This window comes from Uliginosibacterium gangwonense DSM 18521, assembly GCF_000373965.1.
GTDB lineage: Bacteria > Pseudomonadota > Gammaproteobacteria > Burkholderiales > Rhodocyclaceae > Uliginosibacterium > Uliginosibacterium gangwonense.
Genome location: NZ_KB892839.1, coordinates 17,395 through 33,472 on the forward strand (window position 1 = coordinate 17,395; position 16,078 = coordinate 33,472).

Annotated in this window: 14 protein-coding genes; 3 read left to right on the plus strand and 11 right to left on the minus strand. The window is 54.7% G+C overall.

Features of this window, described 5'->3' with window-relative positions; genetic code table 11:
• Positions 1 to 6: 6 nt before the first annotated feature.
• The 8 genes from B145_RS0108275 to B145_RS0108310 form a co-directional block, all read right to left on the minus strand.
• On the minus strand, positions 7 to 939 hold the full coding sequence (locus tag B145_RS0108275) for an NAD-dependent epimerase/dehydratase family protein (protein WP_018606571.1): 933 nt from the start codon (positions 937 to 939) through the stop codon (positions 7 to 9).
• A 67-nt stretch (positions 940 to 1,006) separates the two neighbouring features.
• Positions 1,007 to 2,176: a DegT/DnrJ/EryC1/StrS family aminotransferase gene (locus B145_RS0108280; protein ID WP_018606572.1), complete on the minus strand. Its 1,170-nt coding sequence runs from the start codon at positions 2,174 to 2,176 to the stop codon at positions 1,007 to 1,009.
• Positions 2,177 to 2,189: 13 nt separating this feature from the next.
• Positions 2,190 to 3,167 carry a GDP-L-fucose synthase family protein gene (locus B145_RS0108285; protein WP_018606573.1) on the minus strand — a complete coding sequence of 326 codons (978 nt, stop codon included), beginning with the start codon at positions 3,165 to 3,167 and terminating at the stop codon, positions 2,190 to 2,192.
• A gap of 30 nt (positions 3,168 to 3,197) precedes the next feature.
• On the minus strand, positions 3,198 to 4,949 hold the full coding sequence (locus B145_RS0108290; RefSeq protein WP_018606574.1) for a B12-binding domain-containing radical SAM protein: 1,752 nt from the start codon (positions 4,947 to 4,949) through the stop codon (positions 3,198 to 3,200).
• A gap of 70 nt (positions 4,950 to 5,019) precedes the next feature.
• On the minus strand, positions 5,020 to 6,810 hold the full coding sequence (locus B145_RS27355) for a methyltransferase domain-containing protein (RefSeq protein ID WP_018606575.1): 1,791 nt from the start codon (positions 6,808 to 6,810) through the stop codon (positions 5,020 to 5,022).
• Positions 6,807 to 8,357 carry a glycosyltransferase family 2 protein gene (locus B145_RS0108300; protein ID WP_018606576.1) on the minus strand — a complete coding sequence of 517 codons (1,551 nt, stop codon included), beginning with the start codon at positions 8,355 to 8,357 and terminating at the stop codon, positions 6,807 to 6,809. The genes B145_RS27355 and B145_RS0108300 overlap by 4 nt, the downstream gene beginning before the upstream one ends.
• Positions 8,350 to 9,723, minus strand: a complete 1,374-nt coding sequence (locus B145_RS0108305; RefSeq protein WP_157288326.1) for a glycosyltransferase — start codon at positions 9,721 to 9,723, stop codon at positions 8,350 to 8,352. Before B145_RS0108305 ends, B145_RS0108300 begins: the two co-directional genes overlap by 8 nt.
• Before the next feature lie 7 nt (positions 9,724 to 9,730).
• Entirely contained in the window at positions 9,731 to 9,973 is a 243-nt protein-coding gene (locus B145_RS0108310) for an acyl carrier protein (RefSeq protein WP_018606578.1), read from the minus strand.
• Between the two features lie 125 nt (positions 9,974 to 10,098).
• Here B145_RS0108310 and pseI point away from each other — a divergent pair, with 125 nt between their 5' ends.
• Positions 10,099 to 11,214, plus strand: coding sequence for a pseudaminic acid synthase (gene pseI / locus B145_RS0108315; protein WP_245541845.1), 1,116 nt, complete (start codon positions 10,099 to 10,101; stop codon positions 11,212 to 11,214).
• 3 nt (positions 11,215 to 11,217) lie between these two features.
• On the opposite strand, the gene B145_RS24935 is transcribed toward pseI, so the two are convergent.
• The 3 genes from B145_RS24935 to B145_RS0108330 all read right to left on the minus strand — a co-directional run bounded on the left by B145_RS24935 (position 11,218) and on the right by B145_RS0108330 (position 13,890).
• The gene (locus tag B145_RS24935) at positions 11,218 to 12,672 is read right to left on the minus strand and encodes a tetratricopeptide repeat protein (RefSeq protein ID WP_018606581.1); all 1,455 of its coding nucleotides are present in this window, start codon (positions 12,670 to 12,672) and stop codon (positions 11,218 to 11,220) included.
• Entirely contained in the window at positions 12,673 to 13,029 is a 357-nt protein-coding gene (locus B145_RS0108325) for a phage holin family protein (protein WP_018606583.1), read from the minus strand.
• A gap of 243 nt (positions 13,030 to 13,272) precedes the next feature.
• A complete protein-coding gene (locus B145_RS0108330; RefSeq protein WP_018606585.1) occupies positions 13,273 to 13,890 on the minus strand; it encodes a hypothetical protein in 618 nt (205 codons plus the stop codon).
• 779 nt (positions 13,891 to 14,669) lie between these two features.
• On the opposite strand from B145_RS0108330, the gene B145_RS0108335 reads away from it, so the two are divergent.
• Complete coding sequence (locus B145_RS0108335; protein ID WP_157288327.1) at positions 14,670 to 14,927, plus strand: hypothetical protein; 258 nt, start codon at positions 14,670 to 14,672, stop codon at positions 14,925 to 14,927.
• 127 nt (positions 14,928 to 15,054) lie between these two features.
• Positions 15,055 to 16,059: a sulfate ABC transporter substrate-binding protein gene (locus tag B145_RS0108340; RefSeq protein WP_018606589.1), complete on the plus strand. Its 1,005-nt coding sequence runs from the start codon at positions 15,055 to 15,057 to the stop codon at positions 16,057 to 16,059.
• Positions 16,060 to 16,078 lie beyond the last annotated feature (19 nt).

Consider the following 16,078-nt stretch of genomic DNA (forward strand, 5'->3'; position numbering starts at 1 on the left):
CCACGATCAAACGTTGCCGTAGCTGTTGTTGCGCAGCATGGTAAAGCCTTTGATCAGCTCGCGAATGCCATCTTCAAGCCTGTAAGCAGTACGGTAGCCGGTTGCCTCGATCTTGGCATTGGAAACGACGTAGTTGCGCTGATCGGGGTCCTTGCCAAGCGGGGCTTCCAGGAAGGTGAAGTCTGGTACTTGCTGGGCGATGCGCTGGCAGAGTTCAAGCTTGGATATATTTGCGCTGGATAGACCCACATTGTAGATCTGGTTACGCATGGCTTCGAAATTTGCCAGCCCGTGGAGAAATGCACGGCACACATCGCGCACATGGATGTAGTTACGCTTGAAGTGAGCTTCGAAGAGCACGATGAAGCGATCATTGACCGCACGGTAGGTGAAGTCATTGACCAGCAGGTCGATGCGCATGCGTGGCGACATGCCGAATACAGTGGCCAGCCGGAAGCTGATGGCATTGGGGTGCTCCATCAGGCGTTGCTCAACTTTGACCTTCTCAATGGCGTAGAGCGATATCGGCCGCAGGGGCGAATTTTCGTCGCAGTAGTTCTTTTCATCGCCTGTGCCATACGCACTGTTGGTGGTGGGCATCAGGATGCGCTGTTCGGGCGACACATGCTGCATCATCATCTCGATGGCATCATGATTGGTGGTGGTGGCACCAATTGGGTCGCGTGCACATAAAGGTGCGCCCACATAGGCTGCGAGCGGGATGATGACATCGGCCGCAGCAATCAATGGCTTCATTACCGCTTCAATACGTACATCACCACGCACAAGCTTGAAATTGGGATCGGCACAGACGTGGTTGAGGCTTGCCTGGCGGTACATGAAGTTGTCTACCACGGTGACTTCATGGCCAGCGGCCAGCAACTCTGGCACCAATACTGAACCGATATAGCCGGCGCCGCCGGTTACAAGAATTTTCATGGCGTTTCCTTTGTTTATGTTGTTTCCGCTCGGGGGAGTGTGTCACTTCCGAGTGGCTTATGGTGCTTTATCGGGTCGCTTCGTCCAGAACTTGATACAAGGTGTCGATACGGTCACGCAGGTCGAAGGGGTGATTGCCCACAAAGAAGCCATGGTCATGCGCAATGTTGGCATTGATGATCGGGCCGACACAGTCGTAGTCGAAGTGCTTGATCACGTCGTGGCGCAGGAAATTCCCCCCTGTGATGATGCGATAGCCGATATCCGCAGCTTTCAGGCTCTGCATGACACGCTTGCGGTCCAGCTTCATGTTCGGGTTCAGGATGAAGGTGAAGGAGAACCAGCTTGATTCGCCGTTTTCACGCTGGATGATGAAACGGGGATCAGCCGCAAAGCGTTGTGTGAAGTAGGTGCCATTGGCGCGGCGCACGGCGGTAAATCCATCCAGCTTTTTGAGCTGCTCGACGCCAACCGCGCCAGAAAGCTCCAAAGGACGAACGTTGTAGCCGGGCAGGATAAAGCGGTAGGCCTCAAAGAAATCATCCTCACTGCGCTCGAACAACATGCTATCGGCGGGCTGATCGCGGGTCCAGCCGTGGTTCCTCATCGCCCGGCACAGTTGATAGAGTTCATCATTGTCGGTGAGAATCATCCCACCTTCCATGGTGGAGATGTGGTGTGAGAAGAACAGGCTGAAGGTGTTGAGGTCGCCATAAGTTCCTGTTGGTTTGCCGTTGAGTGTGGCGCCCATGGATTCGCAGTTGTCTTCAAACATGATGAGGTCATGCTTGTCGCAGAAGGCCCGAACAACGTCCAGTGCTGCTGGGTTGCCCAAGATGCTGACTACCGCCACCGCACGGGTTCGTGGTGTGAGGGCTGCCTCAAGCTTGGAGACATCCATATTGAGCGTATCCAGCTCCACATCCAGGAAACGCAGCTTCAAACCATACTGTTGAAATGGGTAGAAGGTGGTGGACCAGGATATCGCCGGTACAATCACCTCGTCGCTACGTTGTAGGGGTTTTTCACGCTTGTAGGCAAGCGCAGCCACTGCAACAAGGTTGGCCGACGAGCCGGAATTGACCATCACACCGTGTTTGACGCCAAATTTGGCGGCGAACGCCTGCTCAAATCGGCGAACATTTTCACCCATGGTGAACATATTGCTGTCGATCACACGATGCAGGGCTTCCACTTCTTCTGGCCCCCAGGTGCTGGCGGCAAGTTCGTAGTACATATCAATACCTCTGTCAGTTCGTTGATGCTGTGTCCGTTGTGAAACGGGCTAGATAATCCTGAATCGCCAAACGTAATCCTTCCGCATAGCTTGTGCGGGCTTGCCAGCCGAGTGCTGCCAGCCGACCATTATCGAGCAATTTGCGTGGCACGCCATCGGGCTTACTAGGGTCGGTGACGATCTTGCCTGTATATCCAACTGCTGCCGCAACATCCTGGGCAATTTGCAAGATGCTGCGTTCTGTACCGCCTCCGATGTTGATAACAGGGTAGCGTTGTGCCTGGAGGATCGCGTCAAACTGCTCATCCGGCAAGCCTGCAAGGAACAGGCATGCATCGGCGCAGTCATCCACGTAAAGCAGCTCACGCAAAGGAGTGCCAGTGCCCCAGATCGTCTCAACAGGGCTGTTACTGGCTTTGGCAGCAACAAAACGGCGAATCATTGCAGCCATGACGTGGGAATTTTTCGGATCAAAATTGTCGCCAGGGCCATACAGGCTGGTAGGCATGACCGCCAGATAACGTGTGCCATACTGTTGATTATAGGCACGGCACAGCTCAATGGCGGCCAGTTTGGCCATGGCGAAAGCGGAATTCGTCGGCTCTACCGGGCCGTTGAGTAGCTCACTCTCGGGAATGGGTTGAGGCGCGTTACGTGGATAGCTGCAATTCGAGCCTACGAAAATCAGGCGCTTCACCTCAGCCTGGTAAGCGGAGTGGATGACATTGCTATAGATTGCCAAGTTGTCCGCCAGGAATTCGACGGGCTGTGTCGAGTTGGCGTGAATTCCACCTACCTTTGCTGCAGCAAGGATCACCAGATCAGGTTTGTGTTTGGCAAAGAACGGATCTGTGGTGCTAGTGTTGCGCAGATCCAGGTGGCAGCTATCGAGTACCGTATAGCGGGCAGGCTCCGCCTTGCGTGTCAAGGCCGAGCCGAGCAGGCCCCGATGCCCTGCAACATACAGACGTTGTTTGTTGTCACTGTTCATGAGTGGCCTCCAAATACTGATGCAAGCCCCTCATCCAAAGTGATCTGAGGTGCCCAACCGGGTAATGGGTGGAGATTGTACCAAGGCTCCATTATTTCTCGCTGGCGGTATGACCGTGTTGTCACCGTGTTCTGCATCGTCAGCCAATGGCTGTACGGGAATCGCCAAGCCGTGGTCGCGAGTAACGGGGATGTTCACGTTCACCCGCTTGTGACAGTGCGGGCAACCGGTGAGAATTCGGTGGCCTTGAGTACGAACGGATGCCTCGTCAACGAGTTCTGGGTAAGTGTATTCCTTTCCACAGAAGGGACAGCGGATTTGCAGGCGCCACAGTGACTTGCGCCCTTCTTCTGTGATGGTTTTACCCGCGACGGATTCATCGCGGAATATCGCGGAGATATTGACGCAGCGTACTAACGCAAAGGTGCCTAGGGCGGGAATGATCCGGCGCAGCCAGTGGTTCCAGTCCTTGTCTGGCATGGTGGTCATATTGAAATCCGCCTTGTCTATTGTCTCATAATATTTGAGTTTGTCTGTGATGATGCCATTGGCAATGCATTCACTGAATAAGCGGCTTCCTGGATAAGGGCGGATTTGGCCGAGGTAGACATGGCTTTCGGTACAGTGCTGACGATAGAAGGTCAATGTCTCCGAGATCGTTTCAGGGGTCTCCGCTGGGTCCCCGAATATGAAATTCCCACCAAACCCGATCTCGGCCTGTTTAGCAAGTTCGATAGCAGTAGCCAGTTGTTCCGGGCGGGTTTTTTTGTTCATGCTGGCGAGCACGCGAGGGCTCGCACTTTCCATGCCATAGCTGAAGAAGAAACAACCAGCCTCTTTAGCCATTTTGAGTGCGGGGAGATCCAGGGCCGCGCTTGCATGGGTCTGAAATGTCCAAACGAAATCCCAGCCATAACGCTTCCGTCCGTCATTGATGGCGGCGCAAAATTCGCGAAGTCTGGCCTTGTTTACAGCAAATAGTTCGTCAAGCATGATCAGGATGTTGAAGTGGCTGCGATCAAAGTTGACGCGAATTTCCTCAATTACATTTGCGACCGAACGCGCCCGATAGCGCCGATTTACCTTGGCGTGGGTGCAAAACGTACAGCTGAAAGGACAGCTTCGTGCCGCAACCAGCGTCATCAAGCGAGGTTTGCTCTTCGGATAGCGGTAAAGGTATCGAGCGGCGAGAGCGAAATCGTCCATCATTTCTTCGAGACCGAACGGCGAGTAGTCCGGGAAGGGGAGCTTATCGATGTCGATATATTCTTTTCTTTCTTCAGTAAAAACTGGATTAGCGTTGTCCCAGTAGCCTATTCCAGGTATATCTGAAACCGGCAGTCCTGAAGAAATTCGGTTGGCCAAAGCAACGATTGCCTCTTCTCCTTCTCCTATGATGCAGTAATCCGGAATCAGTGTTTCGAATATGAATTTAGCATCATAGGTGACGATTCCCCCTCCCAGTACGATCGGAATGCTCTTATCGAATTCCCTGATGATCGAGATGGCGTCCCGTAAGAACGCAAAATCGGTACATAACCCGCCCAGTCCGATGAAGTCGGGTTGATGAGTCTTGAGCCCCTCAATGATGAGTGTACGCGCCATCTGCTCAGCAGACGTGTAGCCGATGCGATTGTTAGGGTTGACTCCTGCCACCTCATGGCCGGCCTCTTTGAGTGCAGCCGTCAGATAAGCGAAACCGGCAGGAAAGTCGGTGTTCGATAAAAAAGTCGGGTAGGCTGTTGTATAGGAGAGGGTCGGGACGATGAGCAGTATTTTCATGATCTATGCCGTATTTAATAGCAAGTTATTACGAAGTCATGCAAGGCTCCGTGCGAGACCCGCGGGCGATTCAGGAGTGAGGCTGGGATCCAGGTTGGTGCACATATTTATGTTGAAAGAGCCAGACCTGATAGATATCCAGCAGGAAGGCGCGCTGCAGATCCAGCGGCGTACAACCTGCCTCACGAAAATGGGCTTCAACCTGGGCTTCGGTCAGCCAGTCTTCGGTGGGTTGTGGGGGAGTGCCAAACTTTTCGCTCCATTGCGGATAGATATCCATCCGTGGCGTAGTAATGATCAGATGTCCGCCAGGTTTGACCAGACCGACCAGATTGGTGACAAAAGCGGCCTTTTCTGCATAGGGCAGGTGCTCAATGACCTCTGAACAAACCAGGAGATCAAAGAAGCCGCCAAATCCCAAGAAGTGCAGGAGATCGGCGTTCCCGGTGAGGAACTGGAGATTCGGAAACAGGGCTTGGGCGTGATGGATCACGTCTCCCACGGGTTCTACCCCGAGTACAGCGCCATACTGACTGCATAGATTGCTCATCCAACCACGTCCGCAGCCGATTTCTACCATGCTCAAAGGTGCATTCTCGGTGGCTCGGATCCGCTCGATCATCGCCTGGATTTTTTCCCAGCGGGCACGTTCGTCGCCGTTCGGGGTGGGAAGCGACCAATGCTTGTCCTCAGCAAAGAAATGCTTGTAATACAGGCTTTCTTCTACTGTGGGCTTGTAACCGATGTCGCCAAAGAAATCGGGGGAGATGCCCTGATCTAGCCAGTTGGTGTATTGGCGCAGGCGAATGCGGGTGGTGTGCCGATTCAATAAGGTGTTGCGTGCAGCGATGACTTGCCGGTTGCGGCGTTCGCTATCAGTTGCCAGTGCTGTGAGATGCGCCTGCAATTCGGTGGGCGAAGAGAATAGCTCGATTTCTTCGCCTGCCTTGAAAAGCTTTGCGCAAGCAGGCCGATCCGGAGGGAGCCAGCTTACCGCGGGCGTGGCTGCTGCCATGGATTCGGTTACGCGTCCAGCGTAAGCCTTGAGCATGGATGGTAGATTGACATTGGCAAACCCCATGCGGATGCCATCCAGATGCAAGCGGAAAAGCGCCTCACGCACCAGCTTCATCATGAGGGTGGATTGCTGAAGCATCGCCAGATCGGGTTTGCCCGCGAGGAGTTTAGCCCGGATGTCCTGATGGATGGCGTCAAAGCGCTGCGGTCGATCAGTGTCGCGTTCCGGCAGGTGCGGGCGGTAGAGCAAATCGCCAAGCGCTGCGTCTTCCAGATAAGGAACGCGTTCGCCATATTTGTTGCCAATGAAGGCGGCCCTGGGATGCTCGGGGGCTGCATCAAAGCGCACGAAACGCTCTGGCACCATCACCACGTTCCAGGTTGCGGGAATCCCCAGGCGATTTTGCACCAGCGTTGTGTCCGCTTCATCGGCCACAATGGCGTGAGTACAATGGCTGAGTTGCTCCAGCACTTCATCCTGGCGTTTGGCAAAATGTGGGAATTCCACCGCCTCTTGTGGGGCGACTGATAAGGATTCCATGGTGATGCCAATGCGACGCGGTGCCACACGCTTGAGCCATTGCCAGAATTTGGCATCGTATTGCGTATGGACGCACCACACCCAGGCCTCATCAAAATGGGTGTCACCCAATATGCTTTCGGCGTGATGGATGAAACTGTCGGCTGCGTCTGGCGCGCGTCCCCAGATGGCAGGCAAAACCGTGCAGCGGTGGCCGTTTTCTTCCAGCCCATCCTGAAAGGCCCATGCACCGGTGTAAGACCAGGCACGTGCCTGCTGCCAGTTGTCAAACTCCAGCATTACCAGCAGAATATTTTTGCTCATCGGGCTTGCTCCGAATTGATTTGTGTTGTTTCTGCGGCCAGTGCCAGGATTTCTGCCCGACGCTGTGCCTGCTCGTGCGCGGGGCGGTTTTTTACAAAGTGCTCTGCAAGGCGCAAGAGTAGGCGCCGCAGGGCATTGTCGGTGCCTGGCAGGGTTCTGGCCCAAGCAATGTACGCGCCTACGTAGGTGGCATCTTTGGTGAGAATCATTTCTGCCAGTCGGGCGACTTCATCATCACGGGCGCTACGTGCGGCTTCTTCCATGCGGAAGAATAGATCACGGGCGGACAGGGTATTTGGGTCATGCTGCGCTGTGCCCGTTCTGCCAAGATGTTGCAGAATAGCGCGTTCGGTACGCATGTCAATAGCATGATTCCAAGCGGCGTGGAAAGTGGCCAAGGCAGCTTGTGTGGCGGTATCCAGCGCACCTGCCCATTTCACACGCAGCAGATAGGGCTCCGCATAGTGGGGCATCAATTCCTGCGCGCGATTCAGTAGTGTTTGGCGTGCGGCAGCATTCTTGCTTTGTTTGGCCCGCATCACCAGGAAAGGTGCAAAATCATCGACATTGTTCACTAGCGCATCCGCATCCATGTCTGGCGTGCCGTAGGCTTGGGCAAAACCCGTGTGTTGAGCACACAGGTATTCCGCAAGTCCGGTCTGCATGGAGTGCTCAGTCAGCGTTTGCATCAGCGCGTGGATTTCCTGTCCGCTGCTGGCGGCGTGCTGGCTGGAGAGGAAATGCTCTGCGCATTGCATGAGTGCGGCGTGATGTGAGGCGGGCAGCGGGTGCAGGATGGCGCGACAGATCAGGTTGAAATCGAAGGCTACATCCGGGTGCAGCCGCATCAGTATGCCCCGAGAATGTCCTGCGCCGACGTGGTCGCGGCAGTAGGTGGCAAGATCCAATTGCTTATGGTGGGCGCCATGTACGCTGGGCCAGTAGACCAGGCGCCCGCCTTGGCGGAAGAAACGGTAGCCGAATTCCACGTCTTCACAGCCGTAGCGGGTGAAGCTCTCATCGAAGCTGATCCCTTGCAGTGCGTCAGCCTTGAAGCTGGTGAATCCACCCATGAAGTTGGAGAGCGGCTGCCCTGCCGTAGCGGTATGGAAGACACTCCAGTTGCCAAGCGTTTCAAACCATTCTGTCAAGGAATTGGCATAGGGCGTGTTTCGCCAGCTTACACACCCCATCAGCATGGTGAGTGGGTCTGTGTGATGATTGTGGAAGGCAATCACATCATCGGCAAAACCTTCGCGCGGGATGATGTCATCGTCAATGAACATCCCTAGCGCTGTGGGCAGGTCTTTGGCCCCGGTGTTACGCGCTGCGGAAAGCCCTCTGTTATGGGTGTGTTCGATGATCTCTACCTGCCGGGCCATGCCCAGGATGGTTTGCCGGATTTCGTCGGTGAGTGGATTTCGACCATCCCATACGATGCGCAATGCGAGGTCTGCCGCATCCACGCGTGCGGCGACTTGCTGCAGCAGCGCCAGATCGCGTCCAAGCGTTGGAACGATGACAGTCAGGTCATGTTTGCTATACATGACGCAAGCCCAGGGTTTGGGGTGAGGCGAGGTTCAACTGTTGAAGAATGGTTTGCGTCCACCGTGCAGGGGAGTAGTCCTCTGCCCATACCTGCTGACCTTTGGCAATCACTGCTTGGTAATCGGTGGGTGTCGCCAGATAGTGGTCAATCAGTCTGAATAGTTCATCTGCATTGCGGAAATAGCGTAACCCCTCACCATCGCAGAGAATGCAGCGGGTTTCCGGGTTATCCTCTTCCAGTAGTAGCGTTCCGCAAGCCAGTGCTTCGCGTACTTTGCCCTTGCATTGGTTGCGGAATGGGTAGGTTTGGGTGTTGATGCAGATACGGGTGCGACGCAGTGCTTGGGCGTATTCCGCAATCGGTAACGGTGGGCGGTCTTTTTCATATACGCCGCCAAGGTGATGGAAGCGTTCGCCATAACGTGCCTTGAGTAGATCAATCCATTCGCGCCGACGCCCCACGGAACTGCCAAACAGTGCAATATCATACAGTGGTGCTTGGTCAGGTTCCGGGTAGAAAAGGGCTGGGTCGAAAATGGTGGGGTGGAATATCACTTTGTCTGTGTCTTGATGCTGCTCGTATGGGCTGATGCCTTGGCGCATGCGCTCCAGGCGCGTGACGTTGGAGTTTTCAATGACTAGATCGGCCCAGCGTAGTGTTTCACGTTCGTAATCCAGATAGCTGCCTTGGTGCGCTGCTTCGTCATAGTCCCACCACAGGGTAAGACACTGCATGTCAGGGTGGAGGCGGCGCAGATCAAGGAAGAAACTTGCAGAGAGATTCTCGTGTGGATGTACCGGTGTGTGCACCAGCAGATCGGGGCGGAAATCCGCGACCGTGTTACGGATTAAGCCTTCCCATTGTTGGCGTAGTTCGCCATCCGGGTTACGACCATAAAGGGGGTGGATACGCACGTTGGAACCGAACGCAACCTGTAGGTCCTTGGCAATCCCTTCCTCATAGGCCCGGCTGGAAATGATGACGTGCCGGGCATGTGCCGGGATTTGCGCTGGGGCGATTACAGGGTGCCCCAGAACGGTAGTGCCCCAAAGGCTTTCGTCACGGTCTGCGATGGCAACGACACGGGCTTTGCCCAGTTGCGGGTAGAACTGCCGGGTATGCGCGCCTGCGCCATAGATGACAACCGGATCGGTTCCACTCTGCGCCAGGATGTCCGCCATGCGTGCTTCAATCAGGCTGATGTAGTCTGCAGTGTCTCGCCCCAGGCTGATGAGGCGATGTTCGCCCAGCAGGCCGGAGGCCAACATGGGGCGCATGACTTCGACCACGCCCGCCGAGTCCTCCAGCGACTTGGTGTCGAAGCGATGGACGAGGAACAGGGTGCGCGGCTTGGCGGCTGTCATGGTGTGTTCAGAGGACGACACCATATTTGGCCAATATCTCGCACGCCTTGCCAACGCTGGACATGTCGATCACGTCTTCGGTATCCATCATGATGTCGAAGGCTGACTCAATGGCGGCAATCAGCGCCATGTGGGCTACCGAGTCCCATTCCGGGATGCTGGCGTAGCGCAGATCGTCAGTCACGCGGCCAATATCAATGGCAAGCGATTCGGCAAATACTTGGCACAGTTTCTCTTTGTTTTGACTCATTTGAGTGTCTCGGGTGGCTTATGAGTGCCTTGTTACATATGTTCGCCTGATTATAGGCTTGTGGGCAATTACCCTTAAGTCCAATAACGGCAGGCTTTGCCCTTTTATTTAGGTGTTTTGGCGACATGGTTTCCAGCCCCCAGCCTGCTAGACTATTGGTGAGCCAAAGTGTTGGCGTCTTTTGCGAGGGCAGCATGGTGCAGATTGGAGACCGTTTCGTTGGGCGCGAGCACGCGCCGTTTGTGATTGCGGAGATGAGTGGCAATCACAACGGCTCCTTGGAGCGCGCGCTGGAGATCGTAGATGCGATTGCGGCTACCGGGGCGCATGCACTCAAGCTGCAAACCTATACGGCTGACACGATGACGCTTGACTGCGATCACCCGGATTTTGTGATTGGCGAGGCTGACAGCTTATGGCATGGCCGCAAGCTCTACGATCTATACGATGAAGCACATACTCCATGGGATTGGCACAGACCAATTTTTGAACGTGCGAAAAGCCACGGCATGCTGGCCTTCTCCACCCCGTTTGACGATACCGCCGTGGATTTCCTGGATGAACTCGGGGTACCGTGTTTCAAGATCGCCAGCTTCGAGAATGCCGATCTGCCCTTGATCCGCAAGGCGGCCTCCAAGGGCAAGCCCTTGATCATCTCCACCGGAATGGCCACGTTGGCTGCGATGGGTGAGGCGGTGGAGGTGGCTCGTAGTGCCGGGGCGGCGGATGTGATTCTGCTCAAATGTACCAGCACCTATCCTGCTTCACCGGCGGATAGCCATCTGCTCACCATCCCGCATATGCGTGAAGCGTTTGGCTGCGAGGTGGGGATCTCTGATCACACTCTGGGGATTGGCGCGGCAATCGCAGCGGTGTCCTTGGGTGGAACGGTGATTGAGAAGCATGTGACCCTGCAGCGTGCTGATGGAGGCGTCGACAGTGCTTTTTCGCTGGAACCGCCAGAACTCAAGATGCTGGTGGAAGAGAGCGAGCGTGCCCGCCAGTCCTTGGGTCGGGTGCATTATGGGCCAAGCAACAAGGAGAAGGCCGCGCTCAAATACCGCCGTTCCTTGTATGTGGTGGCGGACATCAAGGCGGGGGAGCAATTCTCCGCGCAGAATGTGCGGGCGATCCGCCCTGGCTTCGGGCTGGCGCCCAAGCACTACGACGCGGTGATCGGGCGCCGCGCCGCACGGGATATTGCGCGTGGCACCGCCCTGAGCTGGGATCTGCTGGCCTGATCTTCAGCCTGCCTCCAGCGCGTGTCTGAGCTGTTGCAAGGCAGGTGCCCACCCCAGAACCGGGTCGCGCCAAAAAGGGCGCACGCCAGGGTAGAGCGTGCAGGTGGCTGAACCTGCACGGCCCCAGCGCCAATCTGTGCCGGGGAGCAGCAGCCATGTGGGTTTGCCAAGTGCCCCCGCAAGGTGGGCAAGTGCCGTATCCACCGCAATCACCAAGTCCAACTCCGCAACCAAGGCCGCTGTGTCGGTAAAGTCATGCAGCTTGTTACCGAGCGGAATGATGCCAGCCTGGCGCTGCTGATCCAGCACATCCTTGGCCTGTTCGCCAACTTGCAGGCTGAAAAAACGATGACGCTCGCCCAGTCCCTGGACCAGCGTCAGAACGTCATCCAGCCTGATCGAACGTAGTGCATCCACGCTGTTGCCTGTGGCGCCAGACCACACCAGCCCAATCTTGCGTTGGGAAGATGTTGCCCAGCCACCCAGTAGGTTCCGCCAATGCTCACGTTTGCCTGTGTCGGCAGAGAGATAGGGAGCCTGCCCGCAGGCTCTACCATCCATGCAGCCCAGGTGCAGAGGGAGGCTGAGTAGAGGGGTCCAGAAATCGTAAGTTGGGACGACTGGCAGCGCCCCCATGCAGGCATGCACGCCAGGGGCGCTGGCCAGCAGGCCTGCCAGCACGGGTTTGCACAGCAGATCGACTTCAACCCCTTGTTTTGCAAGGTATTGGATGAAGCGGGCGAAATGGATCTGGTCGCCGAATCCTTGTTCGCCCATTACCAGAATGCGCTGACCAGTAAGACTTTCGCCTTGCCACTGTGGGCAGGGCGGCGCTTGAAAGCGGACCGCATCCGTGGCGCTGAGGGCCGGGTCGTAACGGCTTTCATATAAGGGCCACGCTTCTGCAAAACGCGACTGCGCAAGCAAAGCCAGGGCAAGGTTGGAGCGGGCGCGAGGCGTATTTGCAAGGCTTTGGGCTTTGCGATAGCAAAGCTCGGCCTCCTCTGGTGACTGCTGAAAGAGGCGGGCGTTGCCCAGCGTCAACCACAGCTCGGCCTTGCCAGGTTGAGCGATGCAAGCCTCTTGCGCAATGGCCTGCCCCGCAGCGGGCTGGCCTTTACTCACGAGCATCTGAGCGTATTCGCCTTCTAGCTCTGCACCCAAGCGATTGGCCTCCACATAATGGCTGCCGGCTTCATCAATTTGCTCCAGTGACGCGAGCGCACGGGCTAGATTGATCCGTGCAGGCAGAAAATCGGGGCGCACAGCCAGCGCCTGCCGGTAGAAACTGAGGGCGTCTTCTTTGTTTCCCACCCGGAAAGCCAACGCGCCAAGATTGTTGAGCGCCTCCACGCAAGCCGGGTCCGCAGCCAGCAAAGCGCTGTAATGCGCCACCGCGCTGCCGAGGTCGCCCGCAGCCTCGGCCTGGATGGCAGCTTGCAGTAGAGACGGGTTCATTTATCGTTTGGCGCCGGATTTTTCATTCAAGGCGATATTCACGCACCATGTCAGGATGCTGTAGAGCAGCGCCCCCCACATTGCCGACCAGAACCCCGGCACATAAAACCCCTGCACCATCTCGGATACCAGCCAGAAGAGAAAGGCGTTGATGACCAAGGCGAAAAACCCCAGGGTCAGCACCGTTACCGGCAGCGTGAACAGCAACAGCACCGGGCGGATCAGTGCATTCATCAGGCCAATCAACAATGCTGCCACCAATGCGGCGGTATAGCTACGAACCTGGATCGAAGTGACCACCTCTGGAATCAGCATCAAGGCAAGCGCATTCAGCGCCCAACGCAACAAAGTCTGCACAACCGCCTCCTTACATGAGAATGCAACAGCTTTCGTGATCTTACTGCGAAGGGGGGCATTGTTGCTTGGGGGGGCTTAAATGGCAAGCCATGCTTGGTAGTTGTCTTTTGGCGGCGCTAACTGACAAAAATTGAGCTCATTGAGGTCAATGGCTTTTTTACCCATTTGGATTAGTGTCGTGTTGAAATGCGTACTTGAATGGAGACGAAGGGCAAAATAACTTCTGGCTTAAGTTAAGCCGCTTTAATGAGTTCGTTTGTGGCACAGTTCAAAATGTAGACTGTGCTGAAGTTGCTTTGGGCAAAATTGATTTTTTTTGTCAACGGCAGCAAACAGCTTGTTCCATGCGCTTCGGCCAAGCAACGTGACGCTATCAAAAGCAATTAATAAAACAGTTCCTGTAGAGTAGGATATTTTTATTTTCTTTTGGAAGCGTTCGGCAATGCCCGCCGCTGTCTTGTTGATTTCGTCATCATAGTCAACTACGACAGGTGTTGCGATGATGGCTCTGGATTGTTTGCTACGCGCTATGGGGCCAGCGCCTGGTGCTATGCCTTGGCTCTGTAAAAGTTCTCGGCGCAACGCCTCTTCGTAATCATCGACAAAAGTGACCTGAATATCAAAAATTCGTTCTCGAAAACCTTTTTGCGTGATGCGCCCATCGGCGACACCATCATCTCCAAATGCCTGAACTTCTATATGAAGCCCTGGTTGTTTCAGGTGTAGAGCTAAGCGTGAGATTGGATACCATTCTTCAAGTAGCAGTTTGCTGCGGCCTCTTCGTTTGTGGTAATCCTCATTTGAAAGGGCTTCTATTTGGTGTTCGACTTCGGCTGCAAAACTTAGTGCTGAACCATGCATGATGTCTCTCCTCGTATGTCAAAATGCATGTAAGTAGAGCTATTTGTGTAGCTGGCGTTTTTGTTTGGAGGTTAAATTATGCATTTGCAATATAAATAAGCCATGAAATCAATGAGGATATTTGAATCCAATGGGCGATAAACAACCAGCTTCCCCAGGCAAGTGATTTTGGGCAGTCTTTTAGTTCGCTCCTGTACTTGCGAAATAGAATTAGCCTCGAAAAAGGTACAAAAAGCATCCTTCCAAATATGTTTGGGGATGTTGCCGAAACACCTAGCGATTTGTATAGACTTGGAGCCTCTAGCTTTACCGCATCGATAAAAGGTTGGCAAAGTACGGAAAAAACCAAACTTGAAATGATTAGAAAGTAGAAAGGTAGTTCAGTCATAACCCCAAAAAATTTCTGAATGAAAACCATAGCTGACGAGATAAAACGCAACCAAACTTAAGAAAATTAGCTGAGTCTCCTGGTCTGGCGAACAAAGTGCTTCTCAATTGGTTTGAGGACGGCTGGTCATGTTGTGGACTGTCAGTTCATAACGATTTGACAAGGGCCCTCTAAATTTTTTTAAAATGCTTTCGGTATTCTACTCTTTTGTGGCAGTTCGCGGTGTGTAGCATCAAAGACGCACTCACTGGACGACAGGGTAGGTCAAGCAAAGTCTTGCCGGTGATAGAGTGGGCAGCGCTGTGGCTTGGTGGAGGAGCGTGCGGGCCGAGATGCTCGCCGCGCAGCCCGGATTGCGTGTGGATGCGGGGGGAAGGATACCCCGGTCAATTTGCAGAAGCTGATTGTTGGACGTGGCCGGTTCATTTTGCAAAACGATTTTGCCTTGGATGATGAGATCAAGCGGGACAAGTTGGGTGACAAGATAAAGATCCTGCCTGCCAAGTTCGACAAGGAGGGGGCCGAGCGTTATATGGTTGTTTCCAAGAAGGCCGCGCCGCAGATCAAGGAAAAGCTTCGTGCTGCACTGGATAAGCTCAACCGTAGCGGTGAGCTGGGCAAACTGTTTCGCCCCTATGCGCCGATGTGATGTTGAGCCGTTTATTGGCAAGCTCATGTTGCTTATTTTGTTTTGATCTAAGGAAATAGTTTTTTTGCAGAAAATGTAGATAAAGACTCTGGGACAATCGGCTCCATTCCCCAAGGAGATTGTCACCATGAAAAAAATCCTGCGTAATGTGCTGTTTGCTGGCGCTGTGAGCTTGTCCCTGCAAGGCGTGGCTTCGGCTGACACCACGCTTTTGAATGTGTCTTACGACGTGGCGCGGGACGTATTCAAGGACTACAACCCGCGCTTCATTGCGGCCTGGAAGGCCAAGTCTGGCGAGACTGTGGAGGTCAAGCAATCTCATGGTGGCTCCTCAAAGCAGGTGCGGGCAGTGGCTGACGGGTTGGAGGCGGATGTGGTGACGATGAACCAGCCTACCGACGTGAGTTTCCTGGCCGAGAAGGGGCTGGTGGCGACGGATTGGGCCAAGAAATTTCCCAACAACGCATCTCCCTATACCTCCACGATGGTGTTTATCGTCCGTAAAGGAAGCCCGAAGGGTTTCAAGGATTGGAGTGATCTGATCAAACCAGGGGTGGCGATCACCATTCCGCACCCCAAGAATACCGGCAATGGCCGCAATACCTATCTGGCGGCTTGGGGTTGGGCATTGCGCCAGCCGGGCGGCAATGAGAAAAGCGCTGCCGCATTTGTGAGTGCTTTCCTTAAGAATGTGCCCGCTTTTGCTCCGGGCGGACGTGACGCGACAACCAACTTTATCCAGCGTGGGCAAGGCGATGTGCTGATCACCTTTGAAAGCGAAGCCGAGCTGATTGCCCGTGAATTTGGGCGTGGCAATTTCGATGTGGTGTACCCGAGCCAATCCTTGCTGACTGAATTCCCGGTCGCTATCGTGGAAAAGGTGGTCGACAAGCACAACACCCGCAAGCAGGCTCGTGCTTACCTGGAGTATCTGTGGAGCAAGGATGGGCAGGAGAATGCAGCGCAGAATTACCTGCGCCCGCATGACCCGGAAGTGTTCAAGAAATATGCAGCACAGTTCCCCGCGATCAAGACCTTTACAGTGGATGAAGTGTTCGGCAGTTGGGATAAGGCCTTTGCAGCACACTTCAAAGACGGTGGCAGTTTTGACCGCCTCTTTCAGGCCAAGTAATTCATCGACCCTTCTGGAT

Bases quoted from the DNA above. Each gene is read 5' to 3' on its own strand.
- B145_RS0108280 (WP_018606572.1), bottom strand. From the start codon at position 2,176: ATGTACTACGAACTTGCCGCCAGCACCTGGGGGCCAGAAGAAGTGGAA.
- B145_RS0108305 (WP_157288326.1), bottom strand. From the start codon at position 9,723: ATGACAGCCGCCAAGCCGCGCACCCTGTTCCTCGTCCATCGCTTCGAC.
- B145_RS27355 (WP_018606575.1), bottom strand. From the start codon at position 6,810: ATGAGCAAAAATATTCTGCTGGTAATGCTGGAGTTTGACAACTGGCAG.
- B145_RS0108340 (WP_018606589.1), top strand. From the start codon at position 15,055: ATGAAAAAAATCCTGCGTAATGTGCTGTTTGCTGGCGCTGTGAGCTTG.
- B145_RS24935 (WP_018606581.1), bottom strand. From the start codon at position 12,672: ATGAACCCGTCTCTACTGCAAGCTGCCATCCAGGCCGAGGCTGCGGGC.
- B145_RS0108285 (WP_018606573.1), bottom strand. From the start codon at position 3,167: ATGAACAGTGACAACAAACAACGTCTGTATGTTGCAGGGCATCGGGGC.
- B145_RS0108275 (WP_018606571.1), bottom strand. From the start codon at position 939: ATGAAAATTCTTGTAACCGGCGGCGCCGGCTATATCGGTTCAGTATTG.
- B145_RS0108300 (WP_018606576.1), bottom strand. From the start codon at position 8,357: ATGTATAGCAAACATGACCTGACTGTCATCGTTCCAACGCTTGGACGC.
- B145_RS0108290 (WP_018606574.1), bottom strand. From the start codon at position 4,949: ATGAAAATACTGCTCATCGTCCCGACCCTCTCCTATACAACAGCCTAC.
- B145_RS0108310 (WP_018606578.1), bottom strand. From the start codon at position 9,973: ATGAGTCAAAACAAAGAGAAACTGTGCCAAGTATTTGCCGAATCGCTT.
- pseI (WP_245541845.1), top strand. From the start codon at position 10,099: ATGGTTTCCAGCCCCCAGCCTGCTAGACTATTGGTGAGCCAAAGTGTT.
- B145_RS0108330 (WP_018606585.1), bottom strand. From the start codon at position 13,890: ATGCATGGTTCAGCACTAAGTTTTGCAGCCGAAGTCGAACACCAAATA.